Below are 17,169 nucleotides of genomic sequence, written 5' to 3'. Positions count from 1 at the left end.
GCGCCAGACCGCCACGGTAGATGGGAATTGCGTGAAACGCTGCTGGCGGAGAAGATTTTTCTTGGTATGCGATGGTCCTGTGCTGGCCCGGCAATGCATCGGAACCCATGATGATCGCAGCTTCGACCTTTGATTTGCGCATCGACCGCCGCGGCAGCAACTGCGCCAAATGGGACAAGATGGAAGCCATCTACGGCGTGGCGGCTTCCGAAGGCATCGCCATGTGGGTCGCCGACATGGACTTTCGCCCGCCGGCCTGCGTCCAGGCCGCGGTCGAGGCAATGGCCGCCCATGGCATCTACGGCTATTTCGGCCACGAGAAGACGAACAGCGACGCGATCCGCTGGTGGATGCGGGAGCGCCATGGCTGGAGCGTCGAACCGGAGGCGATCTTCACCACGCATGGGCTGGTGAACGGAACGGCGCTCTGCGTCGACGCCTATACCAGGCCGGGCGACGGCGTCGTCCTGATGACGCCGGTCTACCACGCTTTCGCCCGCGTCATTAAGGCGGCCGGCCGCCACGTCGTCGAATGCCGGCTGGCGCAGCAGGACGCCCGCTATGTCCTCGACATCCCAGCCTGGGATGCGCAGATGACCGGCAAGGAGACGATGCTGGTCCTGTGCTCGCCGCATAATCCGGGCGGGCGGGTCTGGAGCCGTGACGAGCTCCGCCAGATCGCCGATTTCTGCGTCCGCCACGACCTCGTTCTGGTTTCGGACGAGATCCATCACGACCTGGTCATGCCCGGCTACAAGCATATGGTCATGCCTCTTGCGGCACCGGAGATCGTCGATCGCCTGGTGATGATGACGGCGACGACGAAGACCTTCAACATCGCCGGCGCTCATGTCGGCAACGTCATCATCCCCGATGAAAAGCTGCGTGCCCCGTTCCGCGCCCGCATGAACGCGCTCGGCATCTCTCCGAACTCCTTCGGCATGGAGATGTCGACCGCCGCCTACAGCAAGGAGGGTGCCGCTTGGGTCGATGCGCTCGCCACCTATCTCGACGGCAATCGCCGGGTCTTCGACGCGGCGATCAACGCCATCCCCGGCCTGCGCTCGATGCCGCTGGAGGCGACCTATCTCGCCTGGGTCGACTTCTCCGGCACCGGCATGGAGCCGAAGGACTTCATCGCCCGCGTCGAAAAGCAGGCGAAGATCGCGGTCAACCACGGCTCCAGCTTCGGCGCCGGTGGCGACAGCTTCCTGCGCTTCAACCTCGCGACCCAGCGCGCCGTCGTGGTCGAGGCGGCCGAGCGCCTGAAGCAGGCCTTCGCCGACCTGCAGTGAAGATAGCTTCGTTCAGAAATGCGCGAGATAGCCTCCGTCGACCGGTAGCGTCACGCCGGTGACATAGGCCGCTTCCGGCGAGCACAGGAAGGCGACGGCGCCAACCAGCTCGTCGGGGACGCCCCAGCGCCCGATCGAGGTCCGCTGCGCCAGCATGCCGGCGATGCCGGGATCGGCGACGAGGCCGGCATTGGCCTCTGTCGCGAAGAAGCCGGGCGCGACGGCATTAACCGTGATGCCGCGCGGGCCGAACTCGGCCGCAAGCGCGCGGGTGAGCGCCTCCAGCCCGCCCTTGGTCGCGATGTAGCCGGGGTCGCCGGCGCGCGCGATCGAGCCGGCGATCGAGGTGATGTTGACGATCCGCCCGCCATCAGGAATGTGCCGCGCAAGCCGCCGCACCAGGTCGAACGGCGCGACGAGATTGACCTCCAGCAGCGCCCGGAAGGCGGCGCGGTCGAGCGCATCGAGTGGCCGGCGATCGCGCAAGCCGGCATTGTTGACGAGGATGTCGATGCGGGGATGACGGGCGAGCAGCGCATCGAGCGCCTGCGCGGTCGCATCCTCGTCGGCGAGATCGGCAGCGAAGGTCGAGACCGCCAAGCCTTCCGCCGCCAATTCAGCCGCCGCGCTGTCGAGCGCTGCCTGGCTGCGGCCATGGATCACGACATGGCCGCCACGCGCGGCGAGCCCTTTGGCGATCGCGAGGCCGAGGCCCTTGGCCGCCCCGGTGATCAGAGCGGTTCGTCCTTTCAGATCAGTCATCGCCTCTCGCCGTCAGCCTTGCAGGTCCGCCGAGCTTGCCGCACGGCGGCGTCCTGTCGCGTCAGCACCCGCCCGGTCCATCACAGCCGCTGCGAGGTCGTACCCTTGGCGATGATCGGGCCGGTCGGGCGCCCGGTCGGCGAGCCCGACGCCGGCTCCAGCGTGATCTCGAAGAGCTGGCCGTTGCCGAGCGGCAGGTTGTCGAGTCGCAGGGGCGTCGAGCGCGCGCGGTCGATCAGGCCGACTGAGCGCGGCCCGACGGCGCGGTCCCACAGCGTCCAGATCTCGAGCGCCTTGCCGGCCGGCACGTCGATGCTCTGCAAGGGCAGCATCTCGACGCGCCCATCGGCGAAGGTGTTGACCACGGCGGCGGCGGCGTTGCCCTCGGTCAGCAGCACTGCGACCATCAGCGGCTGGCGCTTGGCGCGATCGAGCGCGCCGAAGAGGCCGACAGCCAGCAGCACGCTAGCCAATGCACCGGCGAAGGCTGCGCCGCGCCAGACGAACAGGCTGTTCCACCAGTTTGCGAAGCGGCTGGAGGTTGCCAAGGCCGGGCGCGCGATCCCCGCCGAGGCGGTCGGCTGGATCAGCCCGGCGATCCCGGCCTCGATGCGGGACCAGAGGTCGGCCGATGGTGTGATCGGTGTGGCCGTGGCGTCGAGCGCGGCGAAATGGCGGCGCCAGCGTTCGACCGCCGTGGCGAAGGAAATGTCCTGCTCGAGACGGTGCTCGGCGGCTTCGCGCTCACGGCCTTCGAGCAGGCCGAGGACATATTCACCCGCGAGCGCGATGGCTTCGGGGGAGGTAGCATCGGCGGCGGGGCTCATCCGAGGCACTCCTTCAGCGAGAGCAGCGAACGGCGGATCCAGGATTTCACCGTGCCGAGCGGCAGCTTGAGCCGCCCGGCGATCTCGCCATGGGTGAGGCCCTGGACGAAGGCGAGCAGCACGAGGCCGCGGCGCTGCGGCGAGAGCGTCTCCAGGCAGGCCCGCAGCGCGCTGGCGTCGGACAGTTTCGCCATCACGGTCTCGGGATCGTCCTCTTCGCTCGCCGTCTCCTCGGCGATCGGGGTATCGCTGGTCTCCGTACGCTTCTCGTCGCGCAGGATCGAGAGGGAGCGGTTGCGCAGGATCGCGTAGATCCAGGTCAGGCCGGCGCCGCGCTCGGGATCGAAGCGGCCGGCATGCCTGAAGATCAGTACGAATGCGTCCTGCACCGCTTCCTCCGCCAGCGCCCGGCGCTTCAGCAAACGCTGCGCTACACCGAGCATACGCGGCGACTCGGCCTCGTAGATGCGGCGGAGTGCAGTTTTATCGCCGGCGGCGCAGGCGAGCAGCGCGGCTTCGATCTCGCCGGTCTGTCGCGGCTGCGTAGCGTCGGTCGCCATCCATCTCCCCGCTTTCCCGCCGTCCTCTCGGATGCGGCGAGCCCATTGATACGCGATACCTGCCGCCTTGGATGCTGCCGGAAGCCTTTATTTTTTCTTTCGCATCCGGTCCGGGAGTCCGCCGCTATCCGCCATGGGTGCCGCGCCGCAGGAGGCGTCGGCCAGCCCTTCAGAGATCGCGACACGAACCGGAGGACGTCACATGACCAAGGCTCGCAACCTGCTTCTCGCTTCCACCATTCTCAGCGCGGCTTTCGCGGCGACTGCAGCCCAGGCCGGCACGCTCGCCGTTCTGACCGGCGACGACACGCTGACCATGGTCGATACCGCCACCCAGAAGGCTGGCAAGTCGATGAAGGTCAGCGGCATCAACGGCAAGATCGCCGGCATCGATGTCCGTCCCGCCGACGGCCTGCTCTATGCGCTCGCCGCCGACGGCACGATCTACACGGTCGACAAGGCCGGCAAGGCCACGATGAAGTCGAAGATGGACACGGTCCTGTCCGCCAGCACCTTGGCGACGGTCGACTTCAACCCGGCCGCCGATCGCCTGCGTGTCATCGGCGCCGATGGCACCAACCTTCGCGTCAACGTCGACGATGGCAAGACCACGGTCGACGGCAAGCTGAAATTCGCCGAGACCGACATGCACAAGGGCGAGACGCCGATGGTCGTCGCCGGCGCCTACAGCAATTCGGTCAAGGGCACCAAGGAGACGGCGCTCTACGACATCGACGGCAAGATTGGCGGGCTCCTGAAGCAGGCGCCGCCGAATGACGGCGTTCTCGGCGCGATCGGCAAGCTCGGCGTGACCCCGAAGGCGATCGCTTTCGACATCGAGACGGCCGCAGACGGCAGCAACACCGGTTGGCTCGTCGCCGATGGCGGCCTCTACAAGGTCGACCTCGCCACCGGCAAGGCTGCCATGGTCGGCAAGATCGCGGGGATCAGCGCAGCGGTGCGCGACGTCGCCGCGCTGCCGGCGATGTGAGCTGAACGCATCACCTGATTTCCAAAGGGCCGCCGTTCCCCGGGACGGCGGCCTTTTTCGTTGTGGAGACTGCCGGGCTTTCGCCATAGTTGCAGTGGAGTTTGCGGATGGCGACGCAGATGGCGGAGGCGAGGGCATGGCGGATTGGTCAGACCCACGCTTGAGGACGCAGGTTTTGCAACGCTTCGGCCTCGGCCCGAAGCCGGGGCAGGGCGGAACGGTTGCAGACGTTCGCGAGCGCCTGCTTGCAGAGATTAGCAGCGACGGGGCGCCGCAGCCGCGCGTCGGCTTCTCCGGTGCGGCGCCGATCGGCCGGGCGCTCTACGCTTTCGAGGACGAGGAGCGCGCCGCCCGCGAGGCAAAGCGCGTCGCCGTCCAGCAGGGCGGCGGGCAGCCGGCGATGGGGCAGGGCGTTCAGGTCGCGGCTGCATCGCCCATGCCTGGCCAGCCGCAGGGCTCGATCGCGGCACCGGCGCAGCCGGCCCCGCCTTTTCCGCAGGCGGTCTATCGCGAGGAGGTCGTCAGCCGCGTCCAGGGCGCGCTGGAGGCCGAGGCCGGCTTCGCCGAGCGGCTGGTGCAGTTCTGGTCGAACCATTTCTGCGTCTCGGTCGCCAAGGGCAATTTCGTTCGTGCCATGGCCGGCGCGTTCGAGCGCGAGGCGATCCGCCCCAATATCTTCGGCCGTTTCGAGGACCTGCTGATCGCCGTCGAGAGCCATCCGGCGATGCTCAACTTCCTCGACAACCAGCTTTCGATCGGTCCGGATTCGCGCGCCGGGAAGCGCCGCGGCCGCGGCCTCAACGAGAACCTCGCCCGCGAGATCATGGAGTTGCACACGCTCGGCGTCTCCGGCGGCTATACGCAGGCCGACGTCACCTCGCTGGCGCGGATCATCACCGGCTGGACGGTGGTCGGGCGCGATGCGCGGTTGGGCTTCCCCGGCTCCTTCGCCTTCAATCCCGGCCTGCACGATCCTGGCGGCCAGAGGCTACTCGGCAAGGTCTACCGGCAGGAGGGCAAGGAGAAGGGCATGGCGGCGCTCGCCGATCTCGCCCGCCATCCGAGCACGGCGAGCTTCATCGCCCGCAAGCTCGCCCGCCATTTCGTCGCCGACGACCCGCCGCAGGCGCTGGTCGCCGAGCTCGCGCGTGTCTTCCGCGACACGGGCGGCGACCTCGCTGCGCTCTCCCGGGCGCTGGTGACCTCGGAACTCGCGGGCGTAGCGCCCGCGACCAAGCTGCGCACGCCGCAGGAATTCCTGGTCGCCGCGTTCCGGGCGCTCGGCCGCAAGCCGGATTATGGCCAGGTCGCCGGGCCGCTCGGCGTGATGGGACAGCCGCTCTGGCAGCCCTCCGGCCCGGACGGCTATCCCGACACGAACGCCGCCTGGGCAACGCCCGAGGGCATCAAGACCCGCATCGATGTCGCAGCCCAGCTCGGCCGGCAGGCGGCAGGTTCGGTCGCCGATCCGCGCGCGCTGGTCGAGGAGGTGCTGGGCCCGCTCGCGTCGCCGCAGACCCGGCAGGCGGTGGCGCGTGCCGAGAGCAAGCCGCAGGCGCTCGCCTTGTTGCTGATGTCGCCCGAATTCCAGCGGAGGTGAGCATGGCCGCCGATGATGATGACTGCGAACGGATGACACCCTCGCGCCGGGCTGTGCTCGGGGCGGCCAGCGCGCTCTTTGCCTGGTCCTACATGCCGAAATTCGCCCATGCGGCGGCTGGCTCGCGCGATTCCCGCTTCCTGCTGGTGGTGCTGCGCGGCGCGCTCGACGGACTCTCGGCCGTGCCCCCGCTCGGTGACCCCGGTTACGCCGATCTGCGGGAGGGCATCGCGCTGGCCAAGGACGGGCCGGAGGCGGCGCTGCCGCTCGATGGCTTCTTCTATCTGCACCCGGCGATGCCGAACCTGGCCCGGCTCTACGCCGAGGGACAGGCGGCGATCGTCCATGCCAGCGCCACCGGCTATCGCGAGCGTTCGCATTTCGACGGGCAGGATGTGCTCGAAAGCGGACAGGGCGGCCCGGGCAAGACCGATAGCGGCTGGCTCAACCGGCTGATCGCCAGCCTGCCGCCGGGCGAGGCGGTCTCGCGCCACGGCGCGCTCGGTGTCGGCGTGGTCCCGCCTCTGGTGGTGCGCGGCTCGGCGCCGGTGCTCGGCTGGGCGCCGCCGCGCATGGCGCGGGCCGGCGCCGACCTCGTCCAGCGCCTCAGCGATCTCTACGGCGAGCGCGATCCCGCTCTGGCGTTGGTGCTGAAGCGGGCGATCGAAACCGAGCTGATCGCGTCGAAGCAGGGCGCCGAGCAGCCGCGCGGCGGCGGCGGACCCGACAGCGCCGAGGGCATGAAGCGCATCGCCGAGGGCGCCGCGCGACTGGTCGGCGCCGAGGACGGTCCGCGCATCGCGGCATTGGCGTTCGAAGGCTGGGACACCCATGCCAATGAAGGCGGTGCCAAGGGAAGGCTCGCCACGCTGCTCGGCGGGCTCGACGGCGCGCTCGCGACCTTCGAGAGCGGGCTCAAAACCGTTTGGAAGGACACGGTGGTGATGGTCGTCACCGAGTTCGGCCGCACCGCCCGCGTCAATGGCACGGTCGGCACCGATCACGGCACCGGCACGGTCGCCTTCCTGGTCGGCGGCGCGGTCAAGGGTCGGCGGATGATCGTCGACTGGCCCGGGCTGAAGCCGGAGCAACTGCACGAGCAGCGCGACCTCAGGCCGACCACCGACATCCGCGCCGTCGCCAAGGGCGTGGTCGCCGATCTGTTCGGGCTCTCCGGCCCGGTGCTGGCCGAGAAAGTGTTCCCCGGCACCGGCGGGTTCGCGCCGATGCAGGGGCTGGTGATCTAGCGTCCTTCTCCCCTCGGGCGAGAAGGTCCGGCAGGGGATGAGGGCGTTATGACGGGGTGAGACACTACAAAAAGGGCCGCTTATGCGGCCCTTCCCTCATCCGTCTCGGCTTCGCCGAGCCACCTTCTCCCCCGAGGGGAGAAGGGAAGGTTACGCCCAGGCGCGGCCCTTCAGCTTCTCCTCATAGGCGTCGATCTTGCTCGACTTCTCCATGGTGAGGCCGATGTCGTCGAGGCCGTTGAGCAGGCAGTGCTTGCGGAACGGGTCGATCTCGAAGCGGACCTCGCCGCCATCCGGCCCCTTGATGCTCTGGTTGACCAGATCGACGGTCAGCGTCGCGTTGGCGCCGCGGTCGGCGTCGTCGAACAGCTTGTCGAGATCTTCCTGGCTGACCACGATCGGCAGGATGCCGTTCTTGAAGCAGTTATTGTAGAAGATGTCGGCGAAGCTGGTGGAGATCACGCAGCGGATGCCGAAATCGAGCAGGGCCCAGGGCGCGTGCTCGCGCGACGAGCCGCAGCCGAAATTGTCGCCGGCGACCAGGATCTCCGACTTGCGATAGGCCGGCTGGTTCAGAACGAAATCAGGGTTCTCCGACCCGTCGTCCTTGTAGCGCATCTCTGAGAACAGCGCGGTGCCGAGGCCAGTACGCTTGATCGTCTTCAGATACTGCTTGGGGATGATCATGTCGGTGTCGACATTGATCACCTTCAGCGGGGCGGGGGTCGAGGTCAGGGTGGTGAAGGGCTGCATCGCGGATACTCCGGCAGGTCTTGTCTGGTCAGGTTGGCGCGACGGCTCAGTCAGAGCTGCGCCGTCAGGAGCTTGAAGCTGGCGAAGGTGAAGAAGGCGGCGAGGCAGGCTTCCGCCCGGCGGCGGATCCTGCGGTAGCCCGCCACCATCGAGGCGGTCGAGAACAGGTAGGCATAGGTCTGGTTGATCGCGAGCGAGATCGTCAGGCATCCCAGGATGATGGCGTAGAGCACCACTGGCGGCGTCTCGGGCCTGAGGCCGAGCGCGATGATCGCCGTCCAGCTCAGGATCGCTTTCGGGTTGGTGAGGTGCATCAGGTAGCCGCGCAGATAGAGGCGGCGGCCCGAGCCGCTGGCTTTCGGCGGCGGCATCTCCGCCTGCATGGCCGAGCGGGCGGAGCGCCAGGCCAGGAACAGGAGATAGAGCCCTCCGACGATCTTGATGGCGTAGAGCGCGCCGGGATGGGCGACGATCAGTGCGGTGACGCCGACCGCGGCGAGGATGCCCCAGGTCAGCGATCCCGTGGTGACGCCGAGCGCCAGCGTCATCCCGGCTTTCCGGCCATGCTCCATCGAGGTCGCCATCACCTGGAGATTGCTCGGTCCAGGGCTGGCGACGGCGATGAAGAAGGCCGAGAAGACCAGAGCGAGGTCAGGCAGGTGGCGGATCAGTTCGTCGAGCATCTCTCTTATCCTGCCGCCTTCTCGATCGCGTCCATGTCGTCGTCGTCGAAGCCGAAATGGTGGCCGATCTCGTGGACGAGCACATGGGTGACGATGGCGCCGAGCGTCTCGTCATGCTCGGCCCAGTAGTCAAGGATCGGCCGGCGATAGAGATGGATCGTGTTGGGCATCTGACCGGTCTGCGGGGCGTAGCCCTGCTGCGGCAGGCCGATCCCTGAGAACAGGCCGAGCAGGTCGAAAGGGCTCTCGGCCTCGAGTTCCTTCAGCACGTCGTCCTCGGGGAACTCGGTGATGGTGATGACGAGATCGGCGCAGAGCTTGCGGAAATCCTCGGGCAGGCGGTCATAGGCCGCCTGCGCCAGGATCTCGAACTCGGCGGTCGAGGGCGCGCGCACTCCGTCCCAGTCGAGGCCCTGCGAGGCCTCGCCCGAAGCGGTGGACTTGATCGAGGGAACGCTGCCCATCACCAGATCTTCAATTGATGCCCGAGCCACCAGGACAGGCCGATGAAGGCGATCAGCGAGAGTCCGCGGCCGATTCTGCGGCCCCAGAGCTCGATGTTGTCGCCTTCCGGCGCGTCCTTGCCGGAGAAGTGGTCGGCCGCGCGCCCCATGGAGGAGCCGAGGAAGCTCTCATCGTCGCGCCTGACGCGATCGAGCGCTTCCTTGGCCTCCTTGGCGCGGGCAGCTTCGCGGGGATCGGTGCTCATGACGTCCTCCCGCGAACCGATCCGCCTCAGCCCAGCGTCCGCACGTCGACGAAGCGGCCGATCAGCGATGCCGCCGCCGCCATCGCCGGCGAGACCAGGTGAGTGCGGCCCTTGAAGCCCTGGCGGCCCTCGAAATTACGGTTCGAGGTCGAGGCGGCACGCTGGCCCGGCTTGAGCTGGTCCGGGTTCATGCCGAGGCACATCGAGCAGCCCGGCTCGCGCCATTCGAAGCCGGCGGCGATGAAGATCTTGTCGAGCCCCTCGGCCTCGGCCTGCTGCTTCACCAGGCCGGAGCCTGGCACGATCATGGCGTAGTCCAGGCTCTCATGGATCTTCTTGCCCTCGACGATCTTGGCGACCGTGCGCAGGTCCTCGATGCGGCCATTGGTGCAGGAGCCGATCCAGATCACGTCGAGTGGGATGTCGGTCATCTTGGTGCCGGCGGTCAGGCCCATATAGTCGAGCGCCCGCTTCTTCGAGGCGCGTTTGACCTCGTCCTCGATCTGGTCCGGATCGGGCACGGCTCCGGTCACCGAGATCACGTCCTCCGGGCTGGTGCCCCAGGAGACGATCGGCGGCAGGTTGGCGGCGTCGAGCTTGACGATACGGTCGAAATGCGCGCCCTCGTCGGTGCGCAGCGTCTCCCAGTAGCGCACGGCCTCGTCCCAGGCGGCGCCCTGCGGCGCTTTCGGGCGGCCTTTCAGATAGGCATAGGCCTTCTCGTCAGGCGCGACCATGCCGGCGCGGGCGCCGCCTTCGATCGACATGTTGCAGACGGTCATGCGGCCTTCCATTGAGAGGCCGCGAATGGCCTCGCCGGCATATTCGATCACCGAGCCGGTGCCGCCGGCGGTGCCGATCTCGCCGATGATGGCGAGCGTGATGTCCTTGGCGCCGACGCCCGGAGCGGGCTTGCCGTCGACCTGGACCAGCATGTTCTTGGCCTTCTTCTGGATCAGCGTCTGGGTGGCGAGCACATGCTCTACCTCGGAGGTGCCGATGCCATGGGCCAGCGCGCCGAAAGCGCCATGCGTCGAGGTATGGCTGTCGCCGCAGACGATGGTGGTACCGGGCAGGGTGAAGCCTTGCTCGGGGCCGACGATGTGGACGATGCCCTGACGGATATCGAGCTCGTTGAAATACTCGACGCCGAATTCCTTGGCGTTCTTGGCCAGCGCCTCGACCTGGATCCGGCTCTCTTCCTCGGCGATGCCCTTGCTGCGGTCGGTCGTCGGGATGTTGTGGTCGACGACGGCCAGCGTCTTGCCGGGGGCATGGACCTTGCGGCCGGTCATGCGCAGGCCCTCGAAGGCCTGCGGGCTGGTGACCTCGTGCACGAGATGGCGGTCGATGTAGAGCAGGCAGGTGCCGTCATCCTGACGATCGACGACGTGGTCCTCGAAGATCTTGTCGTAGAGAGTGGTGGGGGCCTTGGTCGCAGTCATGGCTTCATCGCCTTCGGTATGGAAATCGGGTAGCGGCCCGCCTCGGGGCCAGCACGCATCGCAATGGCCTGTCGCCGGCTGGACGGCCGGTCTCAGGCGAGCGTAAGGCCGGCTGCGAGCGAGGCCGTGAAGCGGCCGAAGAAGCGCCAGGGCAGGCGGGCATGGTCATGCAGCGCGGCGAAGCCCTGGGTGGTCGGAAAACGGCGCAGGTTCAGCGTGCGGCGCACGACGCGCCGGACTTCGCCCCTGTTCTGCCGCTTCACCGTCATGACGTGCTTCTACCAGTTCCAAACTGCACCGGCAACGCGCTGCGCCTGTCGCAGCGGCAGCCGCGTAGCGCGTTCAGTGCAGGGCTGTTATCTAGCGGCTCCCGGTGCGCCGCGAAAGAGCAGGTTGCGCCGGCAAACGGAACGGTGATGCGATGGCGCGCTTCTTTCCCTTCATGCTGCTGGCGGTCATCGCCTATGGCGTCACCGTCGCGGCGTTGGGCGTGCCGCTCTCGCGTGAGCTTCTCAATATCGGCCTGCCGTCCGGCACCGCCTTCGTGCTGACGGTCAGCGAGCTGCTGCTCGCAATCTCGACGGTGGTGCTGTTCTTCGAGATCATGAACGCGACAAGCGCCAAGTCGAGCTCGATCCTCAACCACGGCCTGTCCATGGTTGTGTTCATCGCGTGCGGGCTGATCTTCCTGTTCATTCCCGGCTTCGGCACCGGCACCTTCGTGATCATCACGCTGATGGCGCTGGTCGACGTGATCGCCGGCTATTCGATCAGCATCCTGACGGCACGCCGGGACATGACTTTCGGGAACAACGAGTAGCCCTTCCCGTCGCGAACATGTAGCTCCAGCTCGTCATGCTCGCCCTTGTGGCGGGCATCCACGTCTTGAACACCACATTGCCTCGACGAAGACTTGGATGGTCGGGACAAGCCCGACCATGACGGGGAAGGCGGTGTTCGTGGTTTCCGGGCTCAGGCCTGACCCGAAAGACGGCGGCGCTAAAGCTCGCTGCGCAGCTGCCAGAGCTCCGGGAAGAACGAGCGCTCCAGCGCCGTCCGCAGAAACTTTACGCCACTTGAGCCGCCGGTGCCTTGCTTGAAGCCGATGATGCGCTCGACTGTCTTCATGTGGCGGAATCGCCATTGCTGGAACTGGTCTTCGACATCGACCAGCTCCTCGGCGAGCTCGTAGAGATCGAAATAGGTGTGCGTATCGCGATAGATCGAAAGCCACACCGCCTTCACGCCCTTATTCGCGACATGCGGCTGGCTCCAGTCGCGCTCGATGCACTCGGCCGGAACCGGCAAGCCGCGGCGGGCGAGCAACCTGAGAGCCTCGTCGTAGAGGCTCGGCGCCTCCAGCAATTCCTTCAGATGGTCGTGATGCTCGGGGTGATGCTTATGCATCGCCAGCATCCGCGGATCCTTGGCGCCGAGGCGGAATTCGAAGGCGCGGTACTGATGGGACTGGAAGCCGGAGGATTGGCCGAGTGCGTCGCGGAAAGCGAGATAATCGGCGGGTGTCATGGTCGAGAGCACGTCCCAGGCGCTGATCAATTGCGCCTGAATGCGTGAGACCCGCGCCAGCGACTTGAAGCCCGGCTGCAATTCGTCGGCCTTGATCGCGGCGATCGCGCCGTCAAGCTCATGGGCGGCGAGCTTCAGCCAGAGTTCCTGGACCTGGTGGATGGTGATGAACAAGAGCTCGTCGGGCGCATCGCTCAGTGGCTTCTGTGCCGCCAGCAGCAGGTCGAGGCCGAGATAGGAGCCATAGTCCATCCGCTCCTTGAAATCGGTCTGCATGCCCGGCTCGATCCGGCTCTGGTGATCGCCCGTCCCGCTGGTCATGATGCCGCCCTCGTTCGCCTCGCGCCTTGACTGGGGAGAGGCGCAAGATATTTTAAGCTTAAAGTATTTTGTCGGATCGGCAAGGTGGCGGAGCCTGATGATGGACCAGATGACGAAGGTTCCTGCAACGCTCGGCCGCCCGCCCTTCGACCTGTCGGCTGAGTTCTCACGCTTCCGCCAGAGCTGGCCTTCGAGCCTGCATTTCGCCGCGCACAGTCATCATTTCTGGCCGGATGCGACCCGCGCGGCGCATTTGCGTGCCTGGGACGATGCCGCTCGCCTCGTCGACGGCAAGTGGCAGGAGGTGCTGGGGCCAGTCTGGCAGAAGGTCGCGCAGGGCGTCGCGCGGCATCTCAACCTGCCAGGGATCGACGGGCTCGTTCCTGCCAACAACACCCATGAATTCGTCAACCGGCTGCTCTCCTGCCTGCCGCGCGAGCGCAAGCCGCGCATCCTGACCAGCGACGCCGAATTCCACTCCTTCCGGCGCCAGATCGAGCGGCTCGCCGAGGACGGTTTGATCGAGCTCACCGTCGTGCCGGCCGAGCCCTTTGCCGGCCTGACCGAGCGGCTGGTCGCAGCGGCGCAAACCGGCCCCGGCCCCGACATGGTCTTCGTCAGCCAGGTCCATTTCAACTCCGGCTACGCGCTGACCGATCTGGAGGGGCTGGTCCACAGCGTCAGCGCTCCCGGCCGGCTCGTCGTCATCGACGGCTATCACGGCTTCCTGGCACGGCCGACCGATCTCTCTGGGATTGCCGACAAGGCCTTCTACATCGCCGGCGGCTACAAATATGCGATGTCGGGCGAGGGCGCCTGCTTCATGCATTGCCCGCCCGGCTTCGCCATGCGCCCGCGCGACACCGGCTGGTATGCTTCCTTCGGCGCGCTCGCGGGCGCGCAGGGCGAGATCGGCTATGCCGAGAATGGCTGGCGCTTCATGGGCGCGACCTTCGATCCGTCCGGCCTCTATCGCATGGGCGCGATGTTCGACTGGCTGGATGCCAAGGGCCTGGATGCCGCTGCGATCCACGCCCACGCCCACGCCTTGCAAGCGATCTTTGCCGAGGGCTTGGCGCGGCAGCCCTGCGGCGTGCTCGCACTGGAGAACCTGGTCGTGCAGCTGGATGAGCCGGCGCGCGGCAACTTCCTCACCTTCCGCCATACGGATGCGGCCCTCTGGCATGAGAAGCTTAAGCAGGCCGGCATCACCGTCGACCTGCGCGGCGACCGCCTGCGTGTCGGCTTCGGGCTCTACCAGACGGAGGGCGACGTTAAGCTGCTGCTGGAGCGGATGCTGACGTCGCGGTAGGCTCCTCTCCCGATCAGCCTGCATCCAGCGCTGATCGATCGGACGGAGCTGATGCATGAAGACTCTGCCGGCCTTGGCAATAGCTGCTGCTCTCGCCTCCCTCGCTCCCGCCTTCGCCCAGGCTCCCAAGCCGGCCACGGCTTCAGCGGCCGTGCAGAAGGAGTTCGGCGACTTCATCGGAAGGTTCCGCGCGGCATTGAAAGCCAATGATGCGGCAGCCGTCGCCGACATGACGAAGCTGCCCTATATGGGCGATGCTTCCATCGCCGACGCCGCGCAGTTCCGCGCCAAGGTCTGGCTGCGTGACTTCAGCACGAAGAACCGCACCTGCCTGCAACGCACCAAGCCGGTCTACGACCGCGATGGCGCCAACAACGAAATCTACGCCATCGCCTGCGGCGGCAGCATCTTCACCTTCACCAGGACATCGGCCGGCTTCCAGCTCACCGATGTCGATATCGCCGACTGATCAGGTCATACGGCGCGTCAGCGCTGCGCGGTGTCGACGCTGACCACGACCGACATGCCGGGCGACAGCCGCTCCGCCAGCACCTGGCCGGGATCGATCGCGATCCGCACCGGCACGCGCTGGGCGATCTTGACGAAGTTGCCGGTGGCGTTCTCCGGTCGGATCACGCTGAACTCCGAGCCGGCCGCCGGTGAGAAGCGCTCGATCGTGCCGGTCAGCCGGGCATGGCGCAGCGCGTCGACGGTGAAGCCGACCTTCTGGCCGATGCGCATGCCGGGGAGCTGGGTCTCCTTGAAGTTTGCGATCACCCAGACCTGGCTCGGCACCAGCGCCATCAATTGCGTACCGGCCGAGACATACTGCCCAAGCCGGGCCGAAACCTCGCCGAGACGCCCGTCCTGCGGGGCGGTGATGCGGGTGTTCTGCAGGTCGATCTCGGCGAGATGCACGGCGGCCTCGCCGCCCTGCACAGCCGCTTCCAGCGATGCCTTGTTGACGATGGCGCTCTGCACGTCCTGACGTGCGACGTCGACGGCCGCGTGGCTCGCCGTCAGGGCGGCCTTGGCCTGGTCCAGTGCCTGCTGGCTCTGATCCGTGTTGGTCTGGCTGACGATGCCGCGCTCGCGCAACGGCTCGATGCGGCCCCAATTGGCTTCCGCCGTGCGCAGCGCGGCCTCGGCGCTGGCGACATTGGCCTCGCTGGCGCGTTGGCGTGCCTCGGCGGCATGGCGGGCCTGCTCGGAATTGGCGAGCGCAGCATGCTGCGCCGCGAGACTGGCGCGGGCCTGATCGAGCCGTTGCTGGAAGATGCGCTCGTCGATGCGCACGAGGAGCTGGCCCTGCCTGACAGTGGCGAAATCCTGCACGGCGACCTCGGCGATGTAGCCGGCGAGCTGCGGCGCGATCACGGTGACCTGGCCGCGCACATAGGCGTTCTCGGTGGTCTCGATCGCGCTGGCGAAGGGCGGCAGCCGCCATGCGTAAAGGATGACGCCGATGCCGGCGAGGCCGACGGCGAGCGCGACATAGGTAGAGACTGAGCGAAAGATGCGGGTCATGGCTGGGGCGCGGGGGCGGGAGTGGTGGCGGGAGCGACGAAGCGTTCCCGCAGATGCAGGATGGCGAGATGGGTGAGGAGGCCGATCAGCGCGCTGCCGGCGATCACAGCGATCAGCAGGAAGGCGTCGTTATAGGCGAGCACGGTCGCTTCCCGCGTCGCCTGCTGGGCGAGCAGGGTGACGCCTTCGGCCCGGGTCAGCCCGAGATCGGTCAGGACGTGGCCATAGGCGCCGCCGAGCTGCTGGATGCGGTCGGCGACGAGCGGATTGGCCAGCGAGAAATGCTCGGCGAGCTGGCTGTAGTGAAAGCTGGTCCTGAGCGTGATGAAGCTGCCGAACAGCGCCGAGCCGAGCAGGCCACCGATGCTCTGGGTGAACAGGAAGATCACGAAGAAGCTGAGGATATAGACCGGTCCCCGCGCCAGCGCCGGGGCAAGGCCCTGTCCCATCGCCGCGGGCAGGAACAGCGCCGAGCCATAGGCCACCAGTGCCTGGCTGAGATGAATGTCGTCCGGCCGGGTCAGGTTGGTGGCGCTGCTGTCGAGCAGCGCGCCGGCCATGATGCAGACCAGCGCCACCGCGTAGAAGGCATTCTCCCGGCCGGGACGCAGGAGCGTGGCACAGGTGAAGCCACCTGCCAGGATCGCCACGAGGATCACGCCATAGAGCGGCATGGTCTGCTCGTTCTGGAAGCCGAGCACCTGAAAGAAATTGGAGGCCCCGACCGTCTGCTCCGCCAGCACGATGCGGAAGAGCAGCAGCACGGTGGCGTAATGCAGCGTCGCCGGGCTGGTCAGCCAGCGTATGTCGATCAGCGGGCTCTGGCGGTGCAATTCAATGACCGCCGCCAGCGTCAGGCAAAGGATCGCGCCGGCGAAGAGCCAGCCGAGCCAGGGTGCTTCCAGCCACCAGTAGATCCGCCCGAGCGAGAGCGCGACGGCGATGGCGCCGAAGCCGAGCGCGAGCAGGAGATAGCTCACACCGTCGAGCGGACCGATCACCTTGACCCGTGGCGGCGTGGTCAGAGGCAGGGCGTAGACCAGGCCGAATGCGACCAGCGCCAGCCCCATCTCGAACAGGGCCAGGCCATGGAAGCCGCCGATCTCGAGCAGCGACGGCGAGAGCAGCCGCGTGATCGGGATGCCGAGCGTGGTGTTGGTCAGCGCCAGCGACAGGCCGACCGTCAGCTTCTGGCGCGGCTGCAGCGGCTCGATCATGTAGAGGAAGGCCAGCGAGGACAGCGGCGCGGCGGCGATGCCGCTCATGAAGCGCACGACCAGCGCCGACTGCAGGTCGTGCACGAAGAAATTGAGCAGGGCGGCTATGACGAAGCCGGCGATGCTGATCTCGGCGAAATTGCGCAGGCCGTACTGCATCCGGATCTTGATCAGGGCGATCGAGAGCGAGACGTTCGGCGCCATATAGGCCGCGATCAGCCAGTTGGTCTCGGCCACGGTGGCGCCGAGCTCGCCCTGGATCTGGTAGACATTGGTCGTGACCAGATTGGCGCCGACCTGCTGCGTCATCGCCAGCATGGTCGCGGCCAGCATGTAGGCCAGTGCCCGCGGCCGGCTCATGCTCGCCGCCGCTGCGGGTGGTGGCGATCCGGC

At 67.2% G+C, this 17,169-nt stretch carries 19 protein-coding genes; 7 read left to right on the top strand and 12 right to left on the bottom strand.

Annotated features, from left to right (window positions below; genetic code table 11):
- Window positions 1-110 precede the first annotated feature (110 nt).
- Window positions 111-1,295: a MalY/PatB family protein gene (locus tag BMZ21_RS07825; protein ID WP_091832393.1), complete on the top strand. Its 1,185-nt coding sequence runs from the start codon at window positions 111-113 to the stop codon at window positions 1,293-1,295.
- Between the two features lie 12 nt (window positions 1,296-1,307).
- Here BMZ21_RS07825 and BMZ21_RS07820 read toward each other — a convergent pair whose 3' ends face one another.
- The 3 genes from BMZ21_RS07820 to BMZ21_RS07810 all read right to left on the bottom strand — a co-directional run bounded on the left by BMZ21_RS07820 (window position 1,308) and on the right by BMZ21_RS07810 (window position 3,444).
- The gene (locus BMZ21_RS07820) at window positions 1,308-2,057 is read right to left on the bottom strand and encodes an SDR family oxidoreductase (RefSeq protein ID WP_091831562.1); all 750 of its coding nucleotides are present in this window, start codon (window positions 2,055-2,057) and stop codon (window positions 1,308-1,310) included.
- 80 nt (window positions 2,058-2,137) lie between these two features.
- The gene (locus BMZ21_RS07815; RefSeq protein WP_091831560.1) at window positions 2,138-2,884 is read right to left on the bottom strand and encodes an anti-sigma factor; all 747 of its coding nucleotides are present in this window, start codon (window positions 2,882-2,884) and stop codon (window positions 2,138-2,140) included.
- Window positions 2,881-3,444 (bottom strand): sigma-70 family RNA polymerase sigma factor, encoded by a 564-nt coding sequence (locus BMZ21_RS07810; RefSeq protein ID WP_091831558.1) that lies wholly within the window; start codon window positions 3,442-3,444, stop codon window positions 2,881-2,883. The genes BMZ21_RS07815 and BMZ21_RS07810 overlap by 4 nt, the downstream gene beginning before the upstream one ends.
- Window positions 3,445-3,646: 202 nt before the next feature.
- Here BMZ21_RS07810 and BMZ21_RS07805 point away from each other — a divergent pair, with 202 nt between their 5' ends.
- The 3 genes from BMZ21_RS07805 to BMZ21_RS07795 all read left to right on the top strand — a co-directional run bounded on the left by BMZ21_RS07805 (window position 3,647) and on the right by BMZ21_RS07795 (window position 7,282).
- Window positions 3,647-4,435, top strand: coding sequence for a DUF4394 domain-containing protein (locus BMZ21_RS07805; protein ID WP_091831555.1), 789 nt, complete (start codon window positions 3,647-3,649; stop codon window positions 4,433-4,435).
- Window positions 4,436-4,610: 175 nt separating this feature from the next.
- Complete coding sequence (locus tag BMZ21_RS07800) at window positions 4,611-6,035, top strand: DUF1800 domain-containing protein (protein ID WP_244543741.1); 1,425 nt, start codon at window positions 4,611-4,613, stop codon at window positions 6,033-6,035.
- Between the two features lie 2 nt (window positions 6,036-6,037).
- Complete coding sequence (locus tag BMZ21_RS07795) at window positions 6,038-7,282, top strand: DUF1501 domain-containing protein (protein ID WP_244543740.1); 1,245 nt, start codon at window positions 6,038-6,040, stop codon at window positions 7,280-7,282.
- A 150-nt stretch (window positions 7,283-7,432) separates the two neighbouring features.
- Here the strand turns inward: BMZ21_RS07795 and leuD are convergent, their stop codons facing one another.
- From leuD to BMZ21_RS30295, 6 genes are all read right to left on the bottom strand, one after another.
- On the bottom strand, window positions 7,433-8,035 hold the full coding sequence (leuD, locus tag BMZ21_RS07790) for a 3-isopropylmalate dehydratase small subunit (protein ID WP_091831553.1): 603 nt from the start codon (window positions 8,033-8,035) through the stop codon (window positions 7,433-7,435).
- 50 nt (window positions 8,036-8,085) lie between these two features.
- Window positions 8,086-8,718 carry a LysE family translocator gene (locus BMZ21_RS07785; RefSeq protein ID WP_091831551.1) on the bottom strand — a complete coding sequence of 211 codons (633 nt, stop codon included), beginning with the start codon at window positions 8,716-8,718 and terminating at the stop codon, window positions 8,086-8,088.
- Between the two features lie 5 nt (window positions 8,719-8,723).
- Window positions 8,724-9,182: a metallopeptidase family protein gene (locus BMZ21_RS07780; protein WP_091831549.1), complete on the bottom strand. Its 459-nt coding sequence runs from the start codon at window positions 9,180-9,182 to the stop codon at window positions 8,724-8,726.
- Window positions 9,182-9,427 (bottom strand): hypothetical protein, encoded by a 246-nt coding sequence (locus BMZ21_RS07775; protein WP_091831547.1) that lies wholly within the window; start codon window positions 9,425-9,427, stop codon window positions 9,182-9,184. Before BMZ21_RS07775 ends, BMZ21_RS07780 begins: the two co-directional genes overlap by 1 nt.
- 26 nt (window positions 9,428-9,453) lie before the next feature.
- Complete coding sequence (gene leuC / locus BMZ21_RS07770) at window positions 9,454-10,872, bottom strand: 3-isopropylmalate dehydratase large subunit (protein WP_091831545.1); 1,419 nt, start codon at window positions 10,870-10,872, stop codon at window positions 9,454-9,456.
- A 92-nt stretch (window positions 10,873-10,964) separates the two neighbouring features.
- The gene (locus tag BMZ21_RS30295; protein WP_158673640.1) at window positions 10,965-11,141 is read right to left on the bottom strand and encodes a hypothetical protein; all 177 of its coding nucleotides are present in this window, start codon (window positions 11,139-11,141) and stop codon (window positions 10,965-10,967) included.
- A 152-nt stretch (window positions 11,142-11,293) separates the two neighbouring features.
- Here BMZ21_RS30295 and BMZ21_RS07765 point away from each other — a divergent pair, with 152 nt between their 5' ends.
- Window positions 11,294-11,692 carry a hypothetical protein gene (locus tag BMZ21_RS07765; protein WP_091831542.1) on the top strand — a complete coding sequence of 133 codons (399 nt, stop codon included), beginning with the start codon at window positions 11,294-11,296 and terminating at the stop codon, window positions 11,690-11,692.
- Window positions 11,693-11,871: 179 nt separating this feature from the next.
- On the opposite strand, the gene kynA is transcribed toward BMZ21_RS07765, so the two are convergent.
- Complete coding sequence (gene kynA / locus BMZ21_RS07760; RefSeq protein ID WP_091831540.1) at window positions 11,872-12,720, bottom strand: tryptophan 2,3-dioxygenase; 849 nt, start codon at window positions 12,718-12,720, stop codon at window positions 11,872-11,874.
- Between the two features lie 100 nt (window positions 12,721-12,820).
- Between kynA and BMZ21_RS07755 the strand changes: the two genes are divergently transcribed.
- Window positions 12,821-14,032, top strand: coding sequence for an aminotransferase class V-fold PLP-dependent enzyme (locus tag BMZ21_RS07755; RefSeq protein WP_244543739.1), 1,212 nt, complete (start codon window positions 12,821-12,823; stop codon window positions 14,030-14,032).
- A gap of 55 nt (window positions 14,033-14,087) precedes the next feature.
- A complete protein-coding gene (locus tag BMZ21_RS07750; RefSeq protein ID WP_091831538.1) occupies window positions 14,088-14,501 on the top strand; it encodes a hypothetical protein in 414 nt (137 codons plus the stop codon).
- Between the two features lie 17 nt (window positions 14,502-14,518).
- On the opposite strand, the gene BMZ21_RS07745 is transcribed toward BMZ21_RS07750, so the two are convergent.
- Both BMZ21_RS07745 and BMZ21_RS07740 read right to left on the bottom strand, forming a co-directional pair.
- The gene (locus BMZ21_RS07745; protein WP_143079669.1) at window positions 14,519-15,559 is read right to left on the bottom strand and encodes an HlyD family secretion protein; all 1,041 of its coding nucleotides are present in this window, start codon (window positions 15,557-15,559) and stop codon (window positions 14,519-14,521) included.
- The gene (locus tag BMZ21_RS07740; protein WP_244543738.1) at window positions 15,556-17,136 is read right to left on the bottom strand and encodes an efflux MFS transporter permease; all 1,581 of its coding nucleotides are present in this window, start codon (window positions 17,134-17,136) and stop codon (window positions 15,556-15,558) included. Before BMZ21_RS07740 ends, BMZ21_RS07745 begins: the two co-directional genes overlap by 4 nt.
- Window positions 17,137-17,169 lie beyond the last annotated feature (33 nt).

Source organism: Allobosea lupini, from assembly GCF_900109525.1.
GTDB lineage: Bacteria > Pseudomonadota > Alphaproteobacteria > Rhizobiales > Beijerinckiaceae > Allobosea > Allobosea lupini.
Note: the sequence above shows the minus strand (reverse complement) of the source record. Positions and strands in the feature narration are given on the sequence as shown.